Genomic DNA, 20,097 nt, shown 5'->3' with positions numbered 1-20,097 from the left:
CGGCGCCCGCGCCGGCCCGCTCGCCGCGTCGCGCGATGCGCGACGACCACCTGCTTTCACCCCACGCCCCGATGCCCGAGGATTTCCACTTCCTGTTGCTGCCCGGCTTCTCCGCGCTCGGCTTCATGTCCGCGGTCGAGCCGCTGCGCGTTGCGAACCGCTTTCGCACCGAGCTGTATCGCTGGCACGTGATCAGCGCGGACGGCGCGCCCGTTGCCGCGAGCAACGGCATTCCGGTCGCCGCCGAAGCCGCGTGCGCGGACGTCCCGCGGGTCGATACGGTGTTCGTCGTCGCCGGCTTCGATCCGCTCGTGTGCTACACGCGCGCGCTCGGCGACTGGCTGCGCCGCCAGCACCGGCATGGCGCCACGCTCGGCGGCATCGATACGGGCAGCTTCGTGCTCGCGGAAGCCGGGCTGTTCGACGCGTCGCAACCGCTCACGCTGCACTGGGAGGCGCTGGCCGCGTTCCGCGAGCGCTATCCCGGCCTGAACGCGACGCAGGAGCTGTTCGAGATCGACGACCGGCGCATCACCTGCGCGGGCGGCACCGCATCGATCGACATGATGCTCGACCTGATCGGCCGCCGGCACGGCGCGGACCTCGCGGCGGCGATCTCCGAGCAGTTCGTCGTGAGCCGCATCCGGCAGCGCTCGGACAGCCAGCGGCTCGAGATCGCCGCGCGCTACGGCGTGCACAACCGCAAGCTGATCCAGGTGATCGGCACGATGCAGCGGCACATGGATAACCCGCTCGGCTCCGACGCGCTCGCGCGGGAAGTCTCGATCACGCGGCGCCAGCTCGAACGGCTGTTCAGCGCGACGCTGAACGACACGCCGACGCGCTTCTACCTGAACCTGCGCCTCGATCGCGCACGCGAGCTGCTGCAACAGACCGACATGAGCATCACGTCGGTGTGCGTCGCGTGCGGCTTCGAATCGCCGTCGCATTTCTCGCGCACCTATCGCGCGCGATTCGGGATGAGCCCGCGCAGCGACCGCCGCGCGACGCGCTGATCGCCACGGCTTTTGATCACAATCCGGCGCGGTATTGCGCGTTCCGGCAGCGATTCCCGCCGTTCGCCGAACAATACCGGCGATTGGCCGACAGACCGAAGCGGTCTTCGAAAATAATTTGGAATGTCGTTGAAAATATTCTGTAACATACCAAAAAAAGTTAGATAGGCAGCCTGACGACGCGCATGCCGCATCGCGACGCGCGTCGCGCCACGCAGGCTGCCGACCGATATCGATCCGATCCGAGGGGTATGACATGACGATGCTCGATTCGCCGTCTCCGCACCTGCCTGCCGTTCGCTTCTCCTCCGCTTCGCCTGCCCGCTTCATTTCGACCTGACAGTTAGGGTTCCTTAGTCAGTCGATATTCCCAACACCGCTTCGCCGCACCGGTTCCATCGAACCGGCGCGCGGGCCGTGTCGTGCCTGTTCGCCACGAGCGGGCGGGCGTGTCCAACCGTTGAGATGAGGATCACGTATGCAGACATCACGCAAAGCATTGCCGCTCGCCCTGGGTCTCGCGCTCGGTTTCGGCATCGTCGGCGGCACCCTGGCCGATACGAAGGTGTCGAATCCGCAGGCCGCGAGCCTGCGCGAAAGCCTCACGCGCGGCGTCGCGCCGCCGGCCGCGAAAACCGACACGGCCGCCGGGCAATTCCGCGCGGACGGCGTCGCCGTCACGCTGTACAACCCGTCCTATCGCGTCAAGAAAGCCGCCGCGACGCCGGCCGCCACCGCGCGCGACTTCGTCGCGTCGCAAGCGGCGCAGCTCGGGCTCGACGCGGCGGCGCTCGCGAGCCTCGTCGTCACGTCGGAGCGCAACGACGCCGACTTCACCGTCGTGCGCCTGCAGCAGCAGGCCGCCGGGCTGCCCGTGTACGGCAGCGACATCGCGGTAACCGTCGCGAAGGACGGCCGCATCCTGTACGTCGCGAGCAACACGATCAACGGCGTGGTCGCGACGACGCGCAAGTCGCAGGCCGTCGACCAGCAGCAGGCGCTCGACCGCGCCCGTGCGTACCTCGGCGTGAGCGGTTTCACGCATCTCGACGCGCAGCTCGTCGCGTTCGTCGACAAGACCGGCACGCATACCGCGTGGAAGGTGCGCGGCCGCCCGCAGGACGGCCCGAAGGGCGACTGGGAACTGCTGATCGACGCGGGCAGCGGCGAAGTGCTGCGCGCCGAGGACAAGGCGTTCTACGCGACCGACGGTACCGGCTTCGTGTTCCGCCCCGATCCGCTGTCGCCGACGAAGAGCAGCTACGGCAGCACGGGCTACAAGGACGGCAACGACGCCGATTCGACGCAGCTCACGGCCGCGCGCGTGCGCGTGACGCTGAAGGATCTCGCGCAGTCGGGCACGCGCTACACGCTGACGGGCCCGTATGCGGTGTGCGTCGATTTCGACGCGCCGCTCGACAAGGCGTGCCCGTCGCAGTCCACGCCGGCGTTCGAGTTCACGCGCGGCAACCTGTATTTCGAGGCCGTGAACGCGTACTACCACATCGACACGTTCCTGCGTTACGTGAACCAGACGCTCGGCATCAAGGCGCTGCCGTACCAGTACACGGGCGGCGTGCAGTACGACCCGCACGGCGAATCGGGCGACGACAACTCGTCGTACTCGTCGAGCAGCGGCCGGCTGACCTTCGGGCAAGGCGGGGTCGACGACGCGGAAGACGCGGACGTCGTCATCCACGAGCTCGGCCACGGCATCCACGACTGGGTGACGAACGGCGGCCTGTCGCAACAGGAAGGCTTGTCGGAAGGCACCGGCGACTATCTCGCCGCCGCGTACAGCCGCGACTTCAACCAGTGGAGCCCGTCGGATGCGCAGTATCACTGGGTCTACAACTGGGACGGTCACAACGAGTTCTGGGGCGGCCGCGTGACCAACTGGAACGTCGGGCGCACCTATGCGCAGGCGCGCGGTGCGGAGATCCACACGGCCGGCCAGTACTGGGCGTCGTGCAACCTCGTCGCGCGCGATGCGATCGGCGCGCAGGCGATGGACAAGGCGTTCCTGAAGGGGCTGTCGATGACCAACAGCTCGACCAACCAGAAGGCCGCCGCGCAGGCCGTGCTGACGGCCGCCTCCGCGCTCGGCTACAGCAGCGCGCAGCTCACCGCGATCGGCAACGCGTACAACAAGAGCTGCACGTACGGCGTGACCGTCCCGCAGAAGTCGTAATACCGCAGCAGGCGGGAGCGCATCGCACGACCTGCGGCGCGCTCCCTTCATCGACATCGCCATCCTCACGAGATCGACCATGCCTACTCTGAAACCGACCCGCCTGAGCGCCGCGCTGGGCGGCATGCTGCTGACCGCCGCCGCGCACGCGACGCCCGTCTGGATCACGCTCGGCGACACCGCCTTCCGTCAGCTTCAACGCATCGACGCGACCGCAACCGCGCAATACAGCACGACCGTCGACGCCGGCAAGACGGCCGACGGCGCCGTGCGTCGCGAAACCGTTCACGTCGTCGAGATCGACGACTCCCGGCTCGGCGAGCTGGCTCACGCCGTCCACCACACGCGCGGTCACGGGCCCGGCTACGTCGCGCACGATTCGTTCGACGACGCGCGGCAGGCGCTGCAGCCGCTGCCCGCGACGTTCGCGAAACAGGCCGCCCCCGCGTACACGGTGTCGAACGTGCCGCAGATCGGCACGTGGCTCCAGCAACTGCAAGCCAGCAACATCGTCGGCACGATCACGTCGCTGTCCGGCTTCACGAACCGCTACTACACGACGTCGCACGGCGTCGCCGCGTCCGACTGGCTCGCGTTGCAATGGAAGCAGCTGGCGGGGTCGCGCGCCGACATCACCGTCGAGCAGTTCGCGCACACGGGTTTTCCGCAGAAATCCGTGGTCCTGACGATCCGCGGCAGCGATCCGGCCGCGGGCACCGTCGTGCTCGGCGGCCACCTCGATTCGACCGTCGGGCGCACGACGGAGAACACGCGCTCGCCCGGCGCCGACGACGATGCGTCGGGCATCGCCAGCCTGACCGAAGCGCTGCGCGTGCTGCTCGCGAACAATTACCGACCGAAGCGGACCGTCAAGTTCGTCGGCTATGCGGCCGAGGAGGCCGGCCTGCTCGGCTCGAAGGCGATCGCGAAGCAGTTCCGCACGCAGAATGCGAACGTGGTCGGCGTGCTGCAGCTCGACATGACGAACTACAAGGGCGATCCGAAGGACATCTACCTGATCACCGACTATACGAACGCGGCGCAGAATACCTACGTGACGAACCTCGCGAAGACCTACCTGCCGGAGCTCGCGATCGGCACGTCGCAGTGCGGGTATGCGTGCTCGGACCACGCGTCGTGGAATGCGCAAGGGTATCCGGCATCGTTCCCGTTCGAGGCCGACCAGAACGACAGCCCGTATATCCACACGGTGAACGACACGCTGGAGAACTCGGATCGGCAGGCGAACCACGCGCTGAAGTTCGGCAAGCTGGCGCTGGCTTATGCGGTCGATCTCGGCGGCATTGCCGGCGTGGCGGTCAAGCGCTGAGCGTGCGTCGCCGAGCGGTTTTCGCGCTCGGCAACGAAACGGGCGTTCACCTGCGGGGTGCGCCCGTTCGAATGCGTTCTCGCGGTCCGGCTAGAATCGTCGTTCGACCACTCGCCACGCGCTTGCACACCATGACCGAACCCACCCGCTCCATCGACGACCTGTCGCCCGCCCGCGTCACGACCGCCTTCGACCTGCCCGGCCATACGACCGTTCGCTCGCTCGGCGTCGCACAAGGCATCGTCGTGCGTTCGCGCTCGATCGTCGGCTCGTTCGGCGCGTCGCTTCAAACGATCTTCGGCGGCAACATCACGCTCTATACGTCGCTGTGCGAGAAGGCGCGCGAGCACGCGTTCGACAAGATGCTCGCCGATGCGCGCACGCTCGGCGCGAACGCGATCGTCGCGATGCGCTACGACTCGACCGAGATCGGCTCGGGCGTGACCGAGGTCATCTGCTACGGTACGGCCGTGCGCGTGACGCCGGACGCCTGACGTGCGACGCGCTCACGCGTCGCGTTCGAGCGACTTCATGTTCGTGAGCGACGGAAACAGCCGCATCCACGCCAGCGCGACGGCGATCGTCGCCACGCCGCCGACGACGATCGCGGCCGGCGCGCCCCACCACGCAGCCGTCACGCCCGACTCGAATTCGCCGAGTTGGTTCGACGTGCCGATGAACAGCGAGTTGACCGCGCTCACGCGACCGAGCATGTCGTCGGGCGTGCGCAGTTGCACGAGCGACAGGCGCACGACGACGCTCACGACATCGGATGCGCCGAGCGCCGCGAGCGCGACGAGCGACAGCGCAAAATGCGTCGACAGCCCGAACACGATCGTCGCGACGCCGAACGCGATCACGCCGCCGAACATCGCGCGGCCCGGCCGGCCCTTTAATGGAAAGCGCGTAAGCCACAGCGTGCCGGCAAGCGCACCGACCGCCGGCGCCGCGCGCAATGCGCCGAGCCCCCACGGGCCGACCTGAAGGATGTCGCGCGCATAGATCGGCAGCAGCGCGGTCGCGCCGCCGAACAGCACCGCGAACAGGTCGAGCGACAGCGCGCCGAGAATCGCCGGTTCGCGCCGGATGAACGCGATGCCCGAAAATACCGAACGCAACGTGACCGGCTCGCGGGCGGGCGGCGCGCTGCGCAGCGGAATCGTGCCGCTCAGCATCGCCGCGATCGCGAATGCCGCGACGCTCGTGCCGAACGCGACCGGCGCGCCGACACCATAGAGCAGCCCGCCGAACGCGGGCCCGAGGATCTGCGCGGCCTGGTTCGCGGACGTCGACAGCGCGGTCGCGCGCGGCAAGTCGGTGCGCGGCACGACGGCCGGCAACAGCGACGACACCGACGGCGACTCGAACGCGCGGGCCGTGCCGACGATCGCCGCGAGCGCATACACGGCCGGCGCGGCCAGCCACCCTTGCAGCGCGCCGAGCAGGAACACGCCGGCGGCCAGCGCCTCGACGCTCTGGCAGATCGTCGCGATGCGCCGGCGGTCGTAGCGGTCGGCCACCTGCCCGACGACGAGCGTCAGCGCGAACATCGGCACGAACTGCGCGAGGCCGACGAGACCGAGCGCGAATGCGCTGTGCGTGAGCGCGTACACATACCAGCCGATTGCGACCGACAGGATCTGGAAAGCAAGGGAAGACATCACGCGCGTGCCCCAGAAGCGCTGGAATGGCGCATGGCGGAACAGATTCGCGGGTAACGGGGATAACGGACTGGAATCGGGCACGGGAGTGGTCATCGGGGTCTCGGCGGTCGGCGGTGCGCGCGGCAACCGTTCCGGAAACGACGACACACGCAGGGGTGTGCGCGGCAACGGTGCGGGCGCGGCCAAACCGCGATGATATGCCAACCGCCGAAAACGGGCCGGCCGCCGGACCGCGAACCGGACGAAGCCGACGCATCGCACAAAAAAAAGCGCGAACCTCGGTTCGCGCCAAAGAGAGACCTCGCTGAAGACGTTACTGCGCCGCCCCACTCCAATCAGAACGAATGCCGCATCCCGATCCGCACATCGGCCTGCGTCTGCGTCGTCGACGGCGTGAAGCTGTAGCCGATCACCGCATCGACGCCCTGCGACGCGCGCAGGTAATCGCCGGAGATGTACACGTCGGTGCGCTTCGACAGCAGGTAATGCAGGCCCGCCGTGCCCTGGTTCCAGTGGTGGCCTTCGAAGCGCGTGTGCTGGTAGCCCGCGATGAAGCTGAGCGCCGGCGTGAACTGATAGAGGCCGCCGCCTTCGTACACCTGCATGTGCGACGACTGGCCGAAGCCCTTGATCGTCGTGTACGAGTAGTTGGCGTCGAGCGTCAGCTTGCCGATCGTGTAGCTCGTACCGATGCCGAACGTGCCCTGGCTGTCGACATTCATCGCGGTGTCCGCGAACAGGTCGGTGCGGGCGCCGGTCGCCGGATCGACGGTGACGGTCTGCTGGCCGAGGAACGTGTGCGTGCCGATCATCGCGTACGGGTCGAACGCATAGATGCCGTTCGGGTTGTTCAGGCGCGTGTATGCGGCGCCGATCGAGAAATCGCCCTTCGTGAAACTCGCGCCCGCGCTCCATGCGCTGTTGCGATGGAAGTTGCCCGCGACGTTGCCGAACGAGTACATCGCGCCGACCTTGAAGCCGCTCATGTCGTTCGACAGGAACTTCACCGAGTTCGGCAGGCGGTCGCCGTTGAAGCGGTCGAAGTCGCCCTGGTGGATCGCATAGCCGCTGCCCCACGCCGAGATGTTGTAGATCGACACGAGTTCGTTCGTGATGTCGAGCTGGTTGCCGAACGACAGCGTGCCCCAGTCGTTCTGCAGGCCGACGTACGCCTGCCGGCCGAATTCGGCGCCGCCGAAGCCGAGTTTTCCGTTGCCGAGACGGAAGCCGCTCTCGAGCGCGAACACGGCCTTCAGGCCGCCGCCGAGGTCTTCGGTGCCCTTCAGGCCGAAGCGGTTCCCGTAGGCGACGCCGTCGTCGAACTTGACCACGTGCGAACCGCCCGTGTTGTTCACGTACGTGATACCGGCGTCGAGAATCCCGTACAGCGTCACGCTGCTCTGCGCATGCCCGATGGCGGGAATACTGGCCGCGCATGCAAGCGCGGCGGCTACGGCAACTTTCTTGTGCTTCATTGTCGACCACCCTCCCTGAACCGTTCGATGGATAGAATCTCGTCCCGGTGCGTGCCGCGATGCGCCGGTGGATTCCAATTCAGACCGCCCCGCTGGCTTCGGCATTTCGTTTTCCGCAATAACGCAGCCATTGGCGAAAAATACAAACCCATATTTCGCGTCACCCGTCTGAAGGCGACACTAAATGGTCACGATGCGACGGGTCGGGAAAACACGTAGACGGGCGGCACGGTCAAAACCGGCCGCCCGGCGGGCGGGAATCAGCGGCCGTCGAGGGCCGCGCGCACGGCCGGCAGGCCCGGTGCGCCGGCCGCCGTCGTCACGCCGTCGAGCCACGCGGCGACCAGCGCCGGCTCGGCCTTCAGCGCGCGCTGCGCCGCGAGCGCGGGCGACGTCTTGTTGTCGAGCATGTCGGCGATCATCCGGTTCTCGACGTCGACGGAGAACGTCATCTGCCGGAACAGCCGCGCGAGGTTCGTGCACTGGCCGGCGAACCCGGCACGCGTGACGGTGTTGACCGTCGCGCCGCCGTAGTTCGGGCCGAAATACGCGTCGCCGCCCGACAGATACGTCAGATGAAACTTCGTGTTCATCAGATGCGGCTCCCACGCGAGAAACACGATCCAGCGCTTGTCGCGCACCGCGCGCTCGACCTGCGTGAGCATCCCCGTCTCGCTCGATTCGACGAGCGACCAGTTCGCGGACCCGAGCGCATGGTCGGACAGCATCCGCTTGATGTTCTGGTTCGCGGGCGCGCCGGGCTCGATCCCGTAGATCTTGCCGCCGAAGCGGTCCGCGTAGCGCGCGAGATCGGCAAACGTATGCACGCCGGCCGCGGCCACGTAGTCGGGCACCGCGAGCGTGAACTTCGCACCGCTCAGGTTCGCGTGCAGCACGTCGATCGATTTCTCGTCGACGAACGGCTTCACGAGCGGCGCCTGCGCGGGCATCCAGTTGCCGAGGAACACGTCGACCTGCCCTTTCTTCAACCCCTGGTACGTGATCGGCACCGACAGGTTCGCCACGTCCTGCCGGTAGCCGAGCGCCTTGAGCACGACGCCCGCCATCGCGTTCGTCGCATCGATGTCGGTCCAGCCGGGCGCCGCCATCTTCACGTCGCCGCACGTCTGCGGATCGGCGGCATGCGCGGGCTGCATCGCCGCCGCGCATGCGGCGGCGGCGAGCGCCGCGCCGATCCTTCGGATTGCTGCATTGCATTGCCGTTTCATCGTCCGCTTCCTCCGTCGTTCGTGAATGTTCGCGCTGCCGGACGTTCAGCGTCCGACCCGCGGAAAACGCGCCATCGCCTCGAGCGTGTCGAGTTCGATGTGATTGCGCATGTAGCGCTGGCTCGCGTCGGTGAACGGCTGCCAGTCCCACGCCTGGATGCGGCCCTGCGTCGTCGCCGCGTAATGGAAGCGCCGGCGCCGCTGGCTTGCGCGCACCTGCCGGTCCAGCTCCGGCAGGTTCCAGCGCTGCGCGGCCTCCGCACGGAATGCGGCGAGCAGATCGGCGGCTTCCGGCCGCCCGGCCAGGTTCGTCAGTTCGCGCGGGTCGTCCGACAGGTTGTACAGCTGGTCGGGATCGGCCGGGCAATGCACGTATTTCCAGTCGCCGCGCCGGATCATCACGACCGGCGCAACCGCGCCTTCCGCGAGGTATTCGCCGAGCGCGACGTCGTGCGCGGGCGTGCCGTGCAGGTGCGGCACGAGGCTCGCGCCGTCGACCGGGTCCGGCCAGCCGCCGGCAGGCGCGGCGCCCGCCAGCTCGACGAGCGTCGGCAGCAGGTCGACGTGCGACACGGGCCCGCGCACGCGCGCGGCGCCGAAGCGGCCGGGCGCATGCACGATCAGCGGCACGCGGCAGCCGCCTTCGAAGAACGTCATCTTGTACCAGAGCCCGCGCTCGCCCAGCATGTCGCCGTGGTCGGACGTGACGATCACGATCGTGTCGTCCGCGAACCCGCATTGCTCGAGCGCGGCCAGCACGCTGCCGAACTGCGTATCGACGTAGGACGTCGCGCCGTAATACGCGCGGCGTGCGGCGCGGATCTGCGCGTCGGTCGGCGGCGTGCGATCGTTCTCGCAGACGAAGCGCAGCCGCCGCGAATGCGGATCGCTGTCGGCCGCGTCGAGCCGCACGGCCGGCATGTCGATCTCGTCGTCGTCGTAGCGATCCCAGTATTCGCGCGTGATCGCGTAGGGATCGTGCGGATGGGTCAGCGACACGACCATGCAGAACGGCCGCGCATCGTGTCCGGCCGCGCGCTCGCGCGCGACGTCGTACAGCTTCTGCCTCGCGGCGAACGTCACTTCGTCGTCGAAGTCGAGCTGGTTCGTGCGCACGCACGGGCCCGCATCGAGCACCGAGCTCATGTTGTGATACCAGCTCGGCCGCTCGGTCGGCTGGTCCCAGTCGGGCACCCAGCCGAAATCGGCCGGATAGATGTCGGTCGTGAGGCGTTCCTCGAAGCCGTGCAACTGGTCGGGCCCGCAGAAATGCATCTTGCCGGACAGCATCGTCCGGTAGCCGCCCGCGCGCAGGTAGTGCGCGAACGTCAGCGTTTGCGCCGGCAATTCGGCGGCGTTATCGTAGGCGCCGATCCCCGACGGCAGCTTGCCGGTCAGCAGCGAGAAACGCGACGGCGCGCACAGCGGGCTCGCGCAGTATGCGGCGTCGAACACCACGCCTTCGGCGGCGAGCCGGTCGAGCGTCGGTGTGCGGGCGACGCGGTTGCCGTAGGCCGGCAGCGCGAACGGCGTGAGCTGGTCGGCCATCAGGATCAGGATGTTGGGTGTCGGGTTCGTCATCGGCAGTCGTGGGGAATGCGGTGTTCGAATGGAACGGATCGTCGCTCGGGCGGCAAGACGTCCGGCATGACGGAGGCGGTTCGCGGAAACTGCCGCGCGCAGCGGCCGCGCTGGCTAGAATCGCGGCATGCGTTGCGCGACGGCGCGTGAAGCGCATGTGCCGTACCGTCCGCCGCACTATCGCCCGCCCGAATTCGCGCGGGTAGGCGTCCGGCCCTTATGGGGCCATTAGAGGGACTTATGTCGAAACCCGAACCGTTACCGTCGATGCAGGCGCTGCGCGCGTTCGAATCGGCCGCCCGGCTCGCGAGCTTCACGGCCGCCGCGCGCGAGCTCGGCTCGACGCAGCCGGCCGTGAGCCAGCAGGTGTACCAGCTCGAAGCCGAACTCGGCGTGCCGCTGTTCGAACGCAGCCCGCGCGGCGTCACGCTGACGGCCGACGGCGAGTGCCTGTACGAAGCCGTGCGGCTGAGCCTCGACACGCTGCGCGGCGCGACCGCGACGCTGCGCGCGCGCCGCGAGCACGGTGCGCTCACGATCGTCACCGACTTCGGGTTCGCGACCTACTGGCTGATGCCGCGCCTGGCCGGGCTCAAGCGCGTGATGCCGGACGTCGACGTGCGCGTCGTCACGTCGCAGGATTACGACGCGCAGCGCGACCACGGCGACATCGCGATCCTGTTCGGCGACGGCCACTGGCCGTCGTGCACGGCCGCGCGGCTGTTTCCTGAATCCGTCACCCCCGTCTGTTCGCCCGCCTTCCGCGACGCGCACCCGGATGTCGCGCGGGCCGAGCATCTGCTCGCCCTGCCGCTGCTGCACGTGCAGCCGACGCGCCCCGAGCGCTGGCTGTCCTGGGCGGGCTGGTTCGACGCACACGGGCTCGAATCGCCGGCCACCGCCCGCGGCGTGACCTTCAACAGCTATGCGCTCGTGATCCATGCGGCGCTGCTCGGCGAGGGCGTCGCGCTCGGCTGGTCGCCGCTCGTCGACGAGCTCGTCGCGTCGGGCCAGCTCGTGAAGCTGGTCGATGCGCCCGTCGTCACGTCGCGCGGCTACTTCCTGGTGCGCCCGCCGCAGCGGCCCGAGCCGGACGCGACCCATGTGTTCCGGCGCTGGCTGCTCGACGCGTGCGCGGCGGCGTGACGCAGCGCGCCCGCCCTGCCCCCGCGCCCGGCCCGCTGGCGCACCGATACCAGCCACACGGCGCGTTAGTTCTATCCGCGCCGAAATCGTCCTGATTTACTTGAGCCTCCCGCTACCCGCGCGGCGTGGCACTGTGGTGCGCCGCCGCGCGGCCGTGCGCCCCTGCCATCCGAGGAGTCTCATGACCGCCGAGCACCGCCCCGATCAATTCGTCCTGACACTGTCGTGCCCGAGCGCGGCCGGCCAGGTCGCCGCCGTCGTCGGCTTTCTCGATCGCCATCGCTGCTATGTCGATGCGCTGAACGTGTTCGACGACGATCTCAGCAACCGCTTCTTCGTGCGCTGCGTCTTTCATCCGACGGACGAGACGCTGCAGATCGACGCGCTGCGCCAGGAGTTCGCGCCGATCGCGGCCGCGCTCGGCGGCCAGGCTGCCGACATGCAATGGGCGATCCACGACGTCAATGCGCGGCCGAAGGTGCTGATCATGGTGTCGAAGCTCGAGCACTGCCTCGCGGACCTGCTGTTCCGCTGGCGGATGGGCGAGCTGAAGATGGACATCGTCGGCATCGTGTCGAACCACCCCGACTTCGAGCCGCTCGCGGCGCAGCACGGGCTGCCGTTCCGGCATTTCCCGATCACGGCCGATACCAAGGCGCAGCAGGAAGCGCAGTGGCTCGACTTCTTCGAATCGAGCGGCGCCGAGCTTGTGATCCTCGCGCGCTACATGCAGGTGCTGTCGCAGGAGACGAGCGCGAAGCTCGCGAACCGCGCGATCAACATCCATCACTCGTTCCTGCCCGGCTTCAAGGGCGCGAAGCCGTATCACCAGGCGCATGCGCGTGGCGTGAAGCTGATCGGCGCGACCGCGCACTTCGTCACCGACGATCTCGACGAAGGCCCGATCATCGAGCAGGTCGTCGAGCGGGTCGATCATGCGCTGCGGCCGGAGCAGTTGCTCGCGGTGGGGCGCGATGTCGAAAGCCTCACGCTGGCGCGCGCGGTGAAGGCGTTCATCGAGCGACGGGTGTTCCTGAACGGCGACCGGACGGTGGTGTTTCCGTAAGCGCCTGCGTTCAGCGAGCCGTCAAGAAAAAACCGACCGGTAATCAGCCGGTCGGTTTTTTTCGTGCAGTTGCTCGTTGCGTCGCGCGCCTGCTTCTATTTCACCCACGCGAAGTAATACGACAACCAGATCGTCAGCGCCGCACCGATCAGCGCCGCATACGGCATCAGGCTCAGCCACAGTGCGCGCTTCGGCACCTCCAGCTCCATGTCGCGCTGCATCTGCGTGGGGAAGCGGCCGCGATCCTGCCAGTAGTGACGATAGAGAAACACCGGCACGATCAGCAGCATCGCGATCAGCCCGTTGCGCAGCGTACCTTCGCCCTGCAGGTTCGCGCCCGCGCCGACGTAGACGAGGTTCGCATAACCGCAGATCGAGCCCGCGACGAGCAGCCAGGTCGGGCAGCGGAACGGGCGATCCCAGTTGCCGCGATCCATCCGGTGAATCCAGCCCGACTGGAGATTCAGGAATACGAACAGCATGTAGCAGACGTTCGAGATCGACAGCACCGTCATGTAATCCGACATCATCAGCAACACGAGGTTGAAGCCGAGGTCGGTCCACATCGCGCGCGTGGGCGAGCCGTGCTCGTTCACGTGCGACAGGTACTTCGGCAGCCAGCCGTCGACCGATGCCTGGTACAGCGTGCGCGACGAGCCCATCATCGACGTCATCACGATCAGCAGGATCGACAGCATCAGCATCACGACGACCGCATTCGCGACCCACGCGCCGCCGCCGACGATCTTCGCCATCGCGGCCGCGACGCCGGTGCCGTCCCCGATCGCCGGATCGAGCATCGCCTGCGTGCCGAGCGCGCCCTGGAACGCCATCGGGACGAGCGTCATCACGACGAGACACAGCGCGCCCGACCAGAAGATCGCCTTGGCGGTATCGCGCCGCGGATCGCGGAATTCACGCGTGTAGCAGACGGCCGTCTCGAAACCGTACGACGCCCAGCCCGCCATGAACATCGCGCCGAGCGCCATCGTCACGCCCTGCCCGTTCCACGAGCCGAAGGTCGCGGCCGTGAGGTTGCCCTGCGCGTCGTGACCGAGCGGCAGCAGCGGGAGCAGGTTCGACATCGGCACGTCGCCGGTGACGAACGGCACGATGCCGACGATCAGGAGCGGCGTGAGCGAGGCAATGCCGAGGATGCGCTGCGTACGCGCGGCCTTCGATGCACCGCTGTGCTGAAGCTTGAACGTGATGAGAAGCAGAATCGTCGCGATGATGAACGTCGCGTTGATTCGCAGCGACAGACCCGGCTTGATGAACCCGAGATCCGCGACCTTGAACTGCCAGTGCAGCACCGCCGCATCGGCGGGAAAGAGACTCGTGAGCGCATAGCTCGCCGCGAGGCCGCAGCCGAGCGCGAGCATCGGCGACCACGCGAGCCAGTTGCACCACACGGAAACCGGGGCAATCAGCTTGCTGTAACGCACCCAGCCAATCGCGCCATACACGGACGCGCCGCCCGATTTATGAGGAAATAGCCCCGATATTTCCGCATAAGTCGCGCTTTGAATCAGCCCCATCGTGATCGCGGCGATCCAGATCGCCCACGCGGGCTGGCCGATCGTCGCGCATACGCCGCCGATCGTGAACAGCACGCCTGCCGGCACGCCGCTCGTCACCCAAAAAGCGTCTTTCCAGGTCAGGCCACGATGCAGCGTGTGGCCCGTCGAATCATGTGAGATGGTTGCCTCGACATCACTGGTGCGATTCGCACGCAGTCCTGCTTGACTCATCCAATTCCTCCTCTCGATCAGTGTTAGCGCTTTAGCGCTTACTCTGGTCCGATGCAAAGCTGTGATGACTCCGCACAAGGGCGCTAGTGTAACAACTTACGCGCTTTTTTTGCAGAATCCGAAAAAGAATTCCGGGATATGGCCGCATTTCATTCCGATTATTTCGGATTCCTGCATGCCATTCCCGGCGTGTTTTTATGATGATTCGTACGACGTATTTCGAAGCGTTTACTGCGCGCCTTCGGTCCACGAATTCACGCGGTCCGCATGGGCTGCAATCCACGCGTCGGCGGCCGCTTCCGGCTTCGAACCGTTCTGGATCGCGAGCATCACGCTGTCGATTTCACCGGGCTTCCACTGGAATTTCTTCAGGAACGCGACGACCGGCTTCGCCTTCGCTTCGAGCCCCGGATTCACGACGCTGTCGACGTGCTCCGCGCCGCCGAACACCTTCTTCGGATCCTCGAGGAAGCGCAGCTTCCACTTCGCGAACATCCAGTGCGGCGCCCAGCCCGTCACGATCACCGGCTTGTTCGCATTGACCGAACGCGACAGCTCGGCCGTCATCGCGCTGCCCGAGCTCGGCATCAGCGTGTAGCTCAGCCCGTAGCTCTTGATCGCGTCGTCGGTCTTGCGCATCACGCCGGCGCCCGCATCGATGCCGACGATCCGGCCGCCGAAGCTGCCCTTCTCCGCATTGAGATCGTCGATGCTCTTCGCCTTCACGTACGCGGGCACGATCAGGCCGATCTTCGCATCGGGAAAATTCGCGCCGAGGTCGACGACCTTGGTCTTGTACTCGTCCCAGTAAGAGCCGTGCGTGACCGGCAGCCACGCGGACAGCGTCGCATCGAGATCGCCGCGCGCGACGCCCTGCCACATGATCCCGGCGGCGACCGGCACGAGCTTCACTTCGTAGCCGAGCTTCTTCTCGATCACGCGGGCCGCGACGTTCGACGTCGCGACGCTGTCGTCCCAGCCTTCGACGTAGCCGATTTTCAGCGTCGGCTTCGTATCGGCGAGCGCCGATGCGCTCAATGCCACCATGGCCGACAGGGTGCCGGTCCAAAACAGTTTTCCGAACAGTTTCATGGTCGATCTCCTTGGTCTGCGCACCGTGCGCGTTGTCTCTCTAGGTTCTTCAACCACAAATCCGCGGTATCGTTGTTTTCCGACGGAAGCTTGTCCGGACGCGACGCGCCCGGACAGCCGATCGCATGTTTCGACTACTTGTCGATCACGAGATCCGACAGCGGCTTGCTGCAGCACAGCAGCACCATCCCCTGATCGATCTCGCGCTGGCGGATACCGCCGTTGTGCTTCATCTCGACCTGCCCCGACACGAGCTTCACCTTGCAGGTGCCGCACATGCCCTGCGTGCACGATGCCGGCAGCCGCACGCCCGACTGGCGCGCCGCGTCCAGCACGTGCTGCCCGGAGCCGCACGAAATCTCGCGATTGCTCTTCGCGAAGCTGACCGTGTACTGCTTCGTTGCGGTGTCGACGCCGTCGGCGGCCGGCACGAGTTCGGCGAGCACGTCGTCGCTCGCGGTTTGCGCGAGCGTTTCGAACGAGAAGCTTTCCTCGTGATACTGCTTGCGATCGAACCCGGCTTCGTCGAGCAGGTCGCGCACGGCCTTCATGTACGGCGCGGGGCCGCAGGTGAAGATCTCGCGTTCCATGAAGTCCGGCGCGATCAGCTTGAGCAGCGGCAGCGTCAGGAAGCCCGTGACGCCCGGCCAGTTGGTGCGGGCGCCGACGCGCTCGACGACGAACGACGTGCGGAAATTCGTATGATTCGACGCGATCAGGTCGAGCTCGCGCGCGAAGATGATGTCGTCCGGCGTGCGTGCGCTGTGCACGAACACGATGTCGCGATCCTCGGCGAGATCGTGGTGGGCACGGCTCATCGACATCAGCGGCGTGACGCCCGAGCCGGCCGACAGGAACAGGTACTTGCGCGCCGGATGCCGCGCGCACGTGAATTCGCCGGCCGGGCCGAGCACGCGCACCGACGCGCCTGGCTGCAGGTTGTCGTGCAACCAGTTCGACACCTTGCCGCCCGGCACGCGCTTGACCGTGATCGAGATCGTGTGCGGCCGCGCCGGCGACGACGAGATCGTGTAGCAGCGGTTGATCGTTTCGCCGTCGATGTCGAGCTCGAGCGTGACGAACTGCCCGGGCTCGAACGAGAACGTGCGGCCCTCCGGCGAACGGAAGAAGAAACTCTTCACGTCGTGCGTTTCCTGCCGCACGTGGCAGCACACCAGCGTTTCCTCGACGTCGCTCGTCCAGCGCTCGGGCAGCGCGTTCCAGAACGCCGGGCGCGTCACCCGGCTGTCCGCCGGCTCGAAATTGGCCGCATCTCGCATCATGTGTAACTCCGCTTGCTGTCTGCTGACTACGCGCCGGTTTGTTCGGCGAGCCGGCCGATGTACCAGGCCGAGAATTTTTCGACGAGCCCTTCCGTGTACGGCGAATACGGGCCCGGCTCGTACGCGCTGCTGGTCGCGCCGCGCTGCGAGAATTCGACGAGCGCGCGATCCTGGTCGTTGGTCGCGTTCCACACGGCCGTCAGGTTCTTCACGTCGTAGTCGATGCCCTCCTTCGCGTCCTTGTGCACGAGCCACTTGGTGCGCACGAGCGTCTTGCCGGCCGACAGCGGAATCACCGAGAACGTCACGATGTGATCGCTCATGAAGTGGTGCCACGAGTTCGGCTGGGTCCAGAACGACAGCCCGCCGAGGTCGGCCTTGTCGAAGCCGCCGAGCAGCTTCTTCGACGCGACCTTCGCGTCGAGCGTCTGCGATTCGCCGTGGCGGTCGAGCGGCAGGCGTTGCGTGCGGAAACCCGTCACGTCGAGCAGCTTCTCGATTTCGGCGGACGGCAGGCCCATCTCGGCCCACTCCTTGCCGCGCCGCACGCAGGTTTCGGCGAACGCGTCCATGCCTTCGGCGTTCGCGTCGGAGCGCTGGTAGCCGAAGCCGTATTCATACAGCGAGATCGTCAGCTCCGGATGGTTCGCGACGCAGTGATAGCACTCGCGGTTGTTCTCCATCGTGAGCTTCCAGTTGCCTTCCTCGATGATGTCGATCTGCGCGGCGATCTTCGTGTTCGGCAGATCGTGCGGCAGCAGGTACGGCTCCATCTCTGCGCGCATCTGCGCGAAATCGACCGGCGGCTCGTCGGCGAGGCAGATGAAGATCAGGCCGGCGAGGTTCTCGACGTGCACCGATTTCAGGCTGTGCTTGCAGCGGTCGAACTTCTCGCCCATGTGCTCGGCGAACATCAGCTGGCCCGTCAGGTTGTAGGTCCAGCTGTGGTACGGGCACACGATGTTGCCGACCGAGCCCTTGTCCTCGTTGCACAGGCGCGCGCCGCGGTGACGGCACACGTTGTGGAACGCGCGGATCGCCATGTCGTCGTCGCGCACGATCAGGATCGAATCGTTGCCCAACTGCACGGTCACGTAATCGCCCGGCTCGGGAATGTCCGGTTCGATCGCCACCTGGATCCAGTGCTGGCGGAAAATCGCCTCCATGTCGAGCGCGAAGATGTCCTCGCTCGTGTAGAACGGCGCTTCGAGGCTGTGCCCTTCCTTGCGCCGCTCGATCAATGCACGAATGTCTGCCGATACTTTCATCGTTTGCTCCGGATTCCTTGCATCCCTGGGTTCTTGCCGACAGGCATCAAAATCAGTAGTCGATGAGCTGATGCTCGCGCAAATACGCGAGGATCACTTGTGCTTTTTCGACCGAACTCCCTTCATTTACGACGTTGCCGCCGCGGCTTTCGGTCGTCGTCGCGGACAGCATCCGGGCATGCCCGGAGCGCTTCTCGGCGGCGACCAGCTTGACGGGCTTGCGCTCGACCGGGCCGACCGTCCACGCGGCGGCGTCGGCGTCCGCGCCGCTCGCCGCGAGCGCCGGCCGGATCGCGCCGGCACGCTGCCGCGCATACGCATAGCGCGGCTCGACACCGGCGAGCGGGTGGACGGCGACGACGGCCGGCAGCGCCGCGTCGACACGCCGCCGCAGCCCTTTCGGCAAAAATTGCCGAACCGCCACGCGGCCGCCGTCGACCGTCACGTCGACGGCCGAACCGACGAGCGGATAGCCGAGCGCGGCCGCGATGCGGTACGGCAGCATCCCGGTGTCGTACGCGCCCTCGGCGCGCGTGCCGGTCAGCACGAGGTCGTAGCCCTCGATGCGCGCGGCGAGCGCGTGCACGGCGTCGTCGCCGTCGCGGCAGGCCAGTACTTCGACCTCCCGCGCGCCGAGCGCCAGATACTCGGCGAGCGCCGCATTCGCGGGGTCGCCGGCATGGATCACGTCGAGCGTCGCGCGATGCCGCTCCGCGAGCTGGCGGCCAGTTTCGAGCGCGGCCGCATCGTTGCGGCTGTAACGCGCGACGCCGCTGACCGGATGGCGGCCGACGGACACGAGCACCGCGATGCGTTGCAAGGGGCGAGGGGCGTTCATGCGGCGACTCCTTCGGGTTCACGGGTGCCGACCGCGGCCGGCGATTCGCCGCGCGCGGCCCGCGCGGCCTGGACCTGCTCGATCAGCGCGGCGATCGTCGCCTGCGCGTCGCCGACCACCGTCAGGTTCGCGCGCTTCGCGATCGGCGCGCTGCCGTCGAGGTTCACCGCGATCACGTGGCGGCAGTCCTTGATCCCCTGCAGGTGCTGCACCGCGCCCGAGATGCCGAACGCGATGTACACGCTCGCCTCGACCGTCTTGCCGGTCGCGCCGACCTGCTTGTCGCGCGTGAAGTGACCGTTGTCGACCGCGACGCGGCTCGCGCCGATCGCCGCGCCGAACACGCCGGCCAGCCGCTCGAACGCGCCGATGTCCGACACGCCGTTGCCGGCCGACACGATGAAATCGGCTTCCTCGAGCGCGACCTGGGCCGCGTCGATTTCGTCGAGGCCGAGATCGCGGTACGGCTGCGCGGCGTCATGCGCCGGGCGGATGAAATCGGCGGCCACGCGCTCGCCCGCGCCGACGAACGGCAGCTTCGCGTCGACGGCGTTCTGCGCGAGCAGGATCACGTCGGGCAGCGCACGGGTCGCAAACGCGCGGCCGGCCTGCGCATACGCGCCGACATGCTTCGCGTCGATCTCGACGACGTGGGTCGCGACGCTCGCGCCGGCCGCCGCCGCGTAACGCCGGCCGAGATCGCCGTCGCCCGTCGCGTTGTCCGGCACGAACACGTGTTTCGGGGCGAGCGCGGCCACGCAGGCCTGCAATGCTTGCAGTTCGCTTTCGGGATCGAACGCACGGCGATCGAAGCCGGTCAGCTCGAGCAGCTTGTCGACGCCGAGTTCCGCCACGTCGTCCTTCAGTTCGCCGAACGCGAGCAGCGCGACCTCGGTTTGCGCATCGGCGAGCAGGGCCGCGGCGGCGATTGCCTGCCGCGAATGGTCGTCGAGCGCACCGCGTTCGCCGTGCGCGACCACCAGCATCACGCGCTTCGGGTCCTGCAGTGCGCGGCGCGGCTTCGCGGCCGCGGCGCCATGGCCGTGCGCGGACCACTGCGCGGCGCTCGCATCGGCGCTGCCTTCCTCGCCGAGCGTGATGCGCTTCAGGCCGGCGGCCGTGATGATGAACGGCCGGCGCGGATCGATTCGTTTGATCGTATTCATC

At 67.2% G+C, this 20,097-nt stretch carries 16 protein-coding genes; 6 read left to right on the top strand and 10 right to left on the bottom strand.

The window, feature by feature from the left end:
• Window positions 1-71 precede the first annotated feature (71 nt).
• From HWX62_RS17945 to HWX62_RS17930, 4 genes are all read left to right on the top strand, one after another.
• A complete protein-coding gene (locus tag HWX62_RS17945) occupies window positions 72-1,016 on the top strand; it encodes a GlxA family transcriptional regulator (RefSeq protein ID WP_175931579.1) in 945 nt (314 codons plus the stop codon).
• A gap of 478 nt (window positions 1,017-1,494) precedes the next feature.
• Window positions 1,495-3,207 (top strand): M36 family metallopeptidase, encoded by a 1,713-nt coding sequence (locus tag HWX62_RS17940; protein ID WP_175931485.1) that lies wholly within the window; start codon window positions 1,495-1,497, stop codon window positions 3,205-3,207.
• A 79-nt stretch (window positions 3,208-3,286) separates the two neighbouring features.
• Entirely contained in the window at window positions 3,287-4,537 is a 1,251-nt protein-coding gene (locus HWX62_RS17935) for a M20/M25/M40 family metallo-hydrolase (protein WP_175931486.1), read from the top strand.
• 131 nt (window positions 4,538-4,668) lie between these two features.
• Window positions 4,669-5,031, top strand: a complete 363-nt coding sequence (locus HWX62_RS17930; RefSeq protein WP_175931487.1) for a YbjQ family protein — start codon at window positions 4,669-4,671, stop codon at window positions 5,029-5,031.
• Between the two features lie 12 nt (window positions 5,032-5,043).
• On the opposite strand, the gene HWX62_RS17925 is transcribed toward HWX62_RS17930, so the two are convergent.
• The 4 genes from HWX62_RS17925 to betC all read right to left on the bottom strand — a co-directional run bounded on the left by HWX62_RS17925 (window position 5,044) and on the right by betC (window position 10,486).
• On the bottom strand, window positions 5,044-6,294 hold the full coding sequence (locus HWX62_RS17925; RefSeq protein WP_175931488.1) for an MFS transporter: 1,251 nt from the start codon (window positions 6,292-6,294) through the stop codon (window positions 5,044-5,046).
• A 242-nt stretch (window positions 6,295-6,536) separates the two neighbouring features.
• Window positions 6,537-7,676: a porin gene (locus tag HWX62_RS17920; RefSeq protein ID WP_175931489.1), complete on the bottom strand. Its 1,140-nt coding sequence runs from the start codon at window positions 7,674-7,676 to the stop codon at window positions 6,537-6,539.
• 260 nt (window positions 7,677-7,936) lie between these two features.
• The gene (gene choX / locus HWX62_RS17915) at window positions 7,937-8,905 is read right to left on the bottom strand and encodes a choline ABC transporter substrate-binding protein (protein ID WP_175931490.1); all 969 of its coding nucleotides are present in this window, start codon (window positions 8,903-8,905) and stop codon (window positions 7,937-7,939) included.
• Between the two features lie 45 nt (window positions 8,906-8,950).
• The gene (gene betC / locus HWX62_RS17910) at window positions 8,951-10,486 is read right to left on the bottom strand and encodes a choline-sulfatase (protein ID WP_175931491.1); all 1,536 of its coding nucleotides are present in this window, start codon (window positions 10,484-10,486) and stop codon (window positions 8,951-8,953) included.
• 240 nt (window positions 10,487-10,726) lie between these two features.
• Between betC and HWX62_RS17905 the strand changes: the two genes are divergently transcribed.
• Together HWX62_RS17905 and purU are read left to right on the top strand one after the other, a co-directional pair.
• Window positions 10,727-11,632 carry a LysR family transcriptional regulator gene (locus HWX62_RS17905; protein WP_175931492.1) on the top strand — a complete coding sequence of 302 codons (906 nt, stop codon included), beginning with the start codon at window positions 10,727-10,729 and terminating at the stop codon, window positions 11,630-11,632.
• A gap of 181 nt (window positions 11,633-11,813) precedes the next feature.
• Window positions 11,814-12,698 (top strand): formyltetrahydrofolate deformylase, encoded by an 885-nt coding sequence (purU, locus tag HWX62_RS17900; protein ID WP_175931493.1) that lies wholly within the window; start codon window positions 11,814-11,816, stop codon window positions 12,696-12,698.
• 95 nt (window positions 12,699-12,793) lie between these two features.
• Here purU and HWX62_RS17895 read toward each other — a convergent pair whose 3' ends face one another.
• The 6 genes from HWX62_RS17895 to HWX62_RS17870 form a co-directional block, all read right to left on the bottom strand.
• Window positions 12,794-14,449 (bottom strand): APC family permease, encoded by a 1,656-nt coding sequence (locus HWX62_RS17895; protein WP_175931494.1) that lies wholly within the window; start codon window positions 14,447-14,449, stop codon window positions 12,794-12,796.
• A 228-nt stretch (window positions 14,450-14,677) separates the two neighbouring features.
• On the bottom strand, window positions 14,678-15,541 hold the full coding sequence (locus HWX62_RS17890; protein WP_175931495.1) for a glycine betaine ABC transporter substrate-binding protein: 864 nt from the start codon (window positions 15,539-15,541) through the stop codon (window positions 14,678-14,680).
• A gap of 134 nt (window positions 15,542-15,675) precedes the next feature.
• The gene (locus HWX62_RS17885) at window positions 15,676-16,824 is read right to left on the bottom strand and encodes a hybrid-cluster NAD(P)-dependent oxidoreductase (RefSeq protein ID WP_175931496.1); all 1,149 of its coding nucleotides are present in this window, start codon (window positions 16,822-16,824) and stop codon (window positions 15,676-15,678) included.
• 26 nt (window positions 16,825-16,850) lie between these two features.
• The gene (locus tag HWX62_RS17880; protein ID WP_175931497.1) at window positions 16,851-18,092 is read right to left on the bottom strand and encodes an aromatic ring-hydroxylating dioxygenase subunit alpha; all 1,242 of its coding nucleotides are present in this window, start codon (window positions 18,090-18,092) and stop codon (window positions 16,851-16,853) included.
• A gap of 52 nt (window positions 18,093-18,144) precedes the next feature.
• Entirely contained in the window at window positions 18,145-18,930 is a 786-nt protein-coding gene (locus HWX62_RS17875; RefSeq protein ID WP_175931498.1) for an electron transfer flavoprotein subunit beta/FixA family protein, read from the bottom strand.
• A complete protein-coding gene (locus HWX62_RS17870) occupies window positions 18,927-20,096 on the bottom strand; it encodes an electron transfer flavoprotein subunit alpha/FixB family protein (RefSeq protein WP_175931499.1) in 1,170 nt (389 codons plus the stop codon). Before HWX62_RS17870 ends, HWX62_RS17875 begins: the two co-directional genes overlap by 4 nt.
• Between the last annotated feature and the right edge of the window lies 1 nt (window position 20,097).

Origin of the sequence: Burkholderia sp. BCC0506, assembly GCF_902833145.1 — a bacterium.
GTDB lineage: Bacteria > Pseudomonadota > Gammaproteobacteria > Burkholderiales > Burkholderiaceae > Burkholderia.
This window is presented reverse-complemented; position numbering and strand designations above follow the sequence as displayed.

Bases quoted from the DNA above. Each gene is read 5' to 3' on its own strand.
- HWX62_RS17945 (WP_175931579.1), top strand. From the start codon at position 72: ATGCCCGAGGATTTCCACTTCCTGTTGCTGCCCGGCTTCTCCGCGCTC.
- HWX62_RS17940 (WP_175931485.1), top strand. From the start codon at position 1,495: ATGCAGACATCACGCAAAGCATTGCCGCTCGCCCTGGGTCTCGCGCTC.
- HWX62_RS17935 (WP_175931486.1), top strand. From the start codon at position 3,287: ATGCCTACTCTGAAACCGACCCGCCTGAGCGCCGCGCTGGGCGGCATG.
- HWX62_RS17930 (WP_175931487.1), top strand. From the start codon at position 4,669: ATGACCGAACCCACCCGCTCCATCGACGACCTGTCGCCCGCCCGCGTC.
- HWX62_RS17925 (WP_175931488.1), bottom strand. From the start codon at position 6,294: ATGACCACTCCCGTGCCCGATTCCAGTCCGTTATCCCCGTTACCCGCG.
- HWX62_RS17920 (WP_175931489.1), bottom strand. From the start codon at position 7,676: ATGAAGCACAAGAAAGTTGCCGTAGCCGCCGCGCTTGCATGCGCGGCC.
- choX (WP_175931490.1), bottom strand. From the start codon at position 8,905: ATGAAACGGCAATGCAATGCAGCAATCCGAAGGATCGGCGCGGCGCTC.
- betC (WP_175931491.1), bottom strand. From the start codon at position 10,486: ATGACGAACCCGACACCCAACATCCTGATCCTGATGGCCGACCAGCTC.
- HWX62_RS17905 (WP_175931492.1), top strand. From the start codon at position 10,727: ATGTCGAAACCCGAACCGTTACCGTCGATGCAGGCGCTGCGCGCGTTC.
- purU (WP_175931493.1), top strand. From the start codon at position 11,814: ATGACCGCCGAGCACCGCCCCGATCAATTCGTCCTGACACTGTCGTGC.
- HWX62_RS17895 (WP_175931494.1), bottom strand. From the start codon at position 14,449: ATGAGTCAAGCAGGACTGCGTGCGAATCGCACCAGTGATGTCGAGGCA.
- HWX62_RS17890 (WP_175931495.1), bottom strand. From the start codon at position 15,541: ATGAAACTGTTCGGAAAACTGTTTTGGACCGGCACCCTGTCGGCCATG.
- HWX62_RS17885 (WP_175931496.1), bottom strand. From the start codon at position 16,824: ATGATGCGAGATGCGGCCAATTTCGAGCCGGCGGACAGCCGGGTGACG.
- HWX62_RS17880 (WP_175931497.1), bottom strand. From the start codon at position 18,092: ATGAAAGTATCGGCAGACATTCGTGCATTGATCGAGCGGCGCAAGGAA.
- HWX62_RS17875 (WP_175931498.1), bottom strand. From the start codon at position 18,930: ATGAACGCCCCTCGCCCCTTGCAACGCATCGCGGTGCTCGTGTCCGTC.
- HWX62_RS17870 (WP_175931499.1), bottom strand. From the start codon at position 20,096: ATGAATACGATCAAACGAATCGATCCGCGCCGGCCGTTCATCATCACG.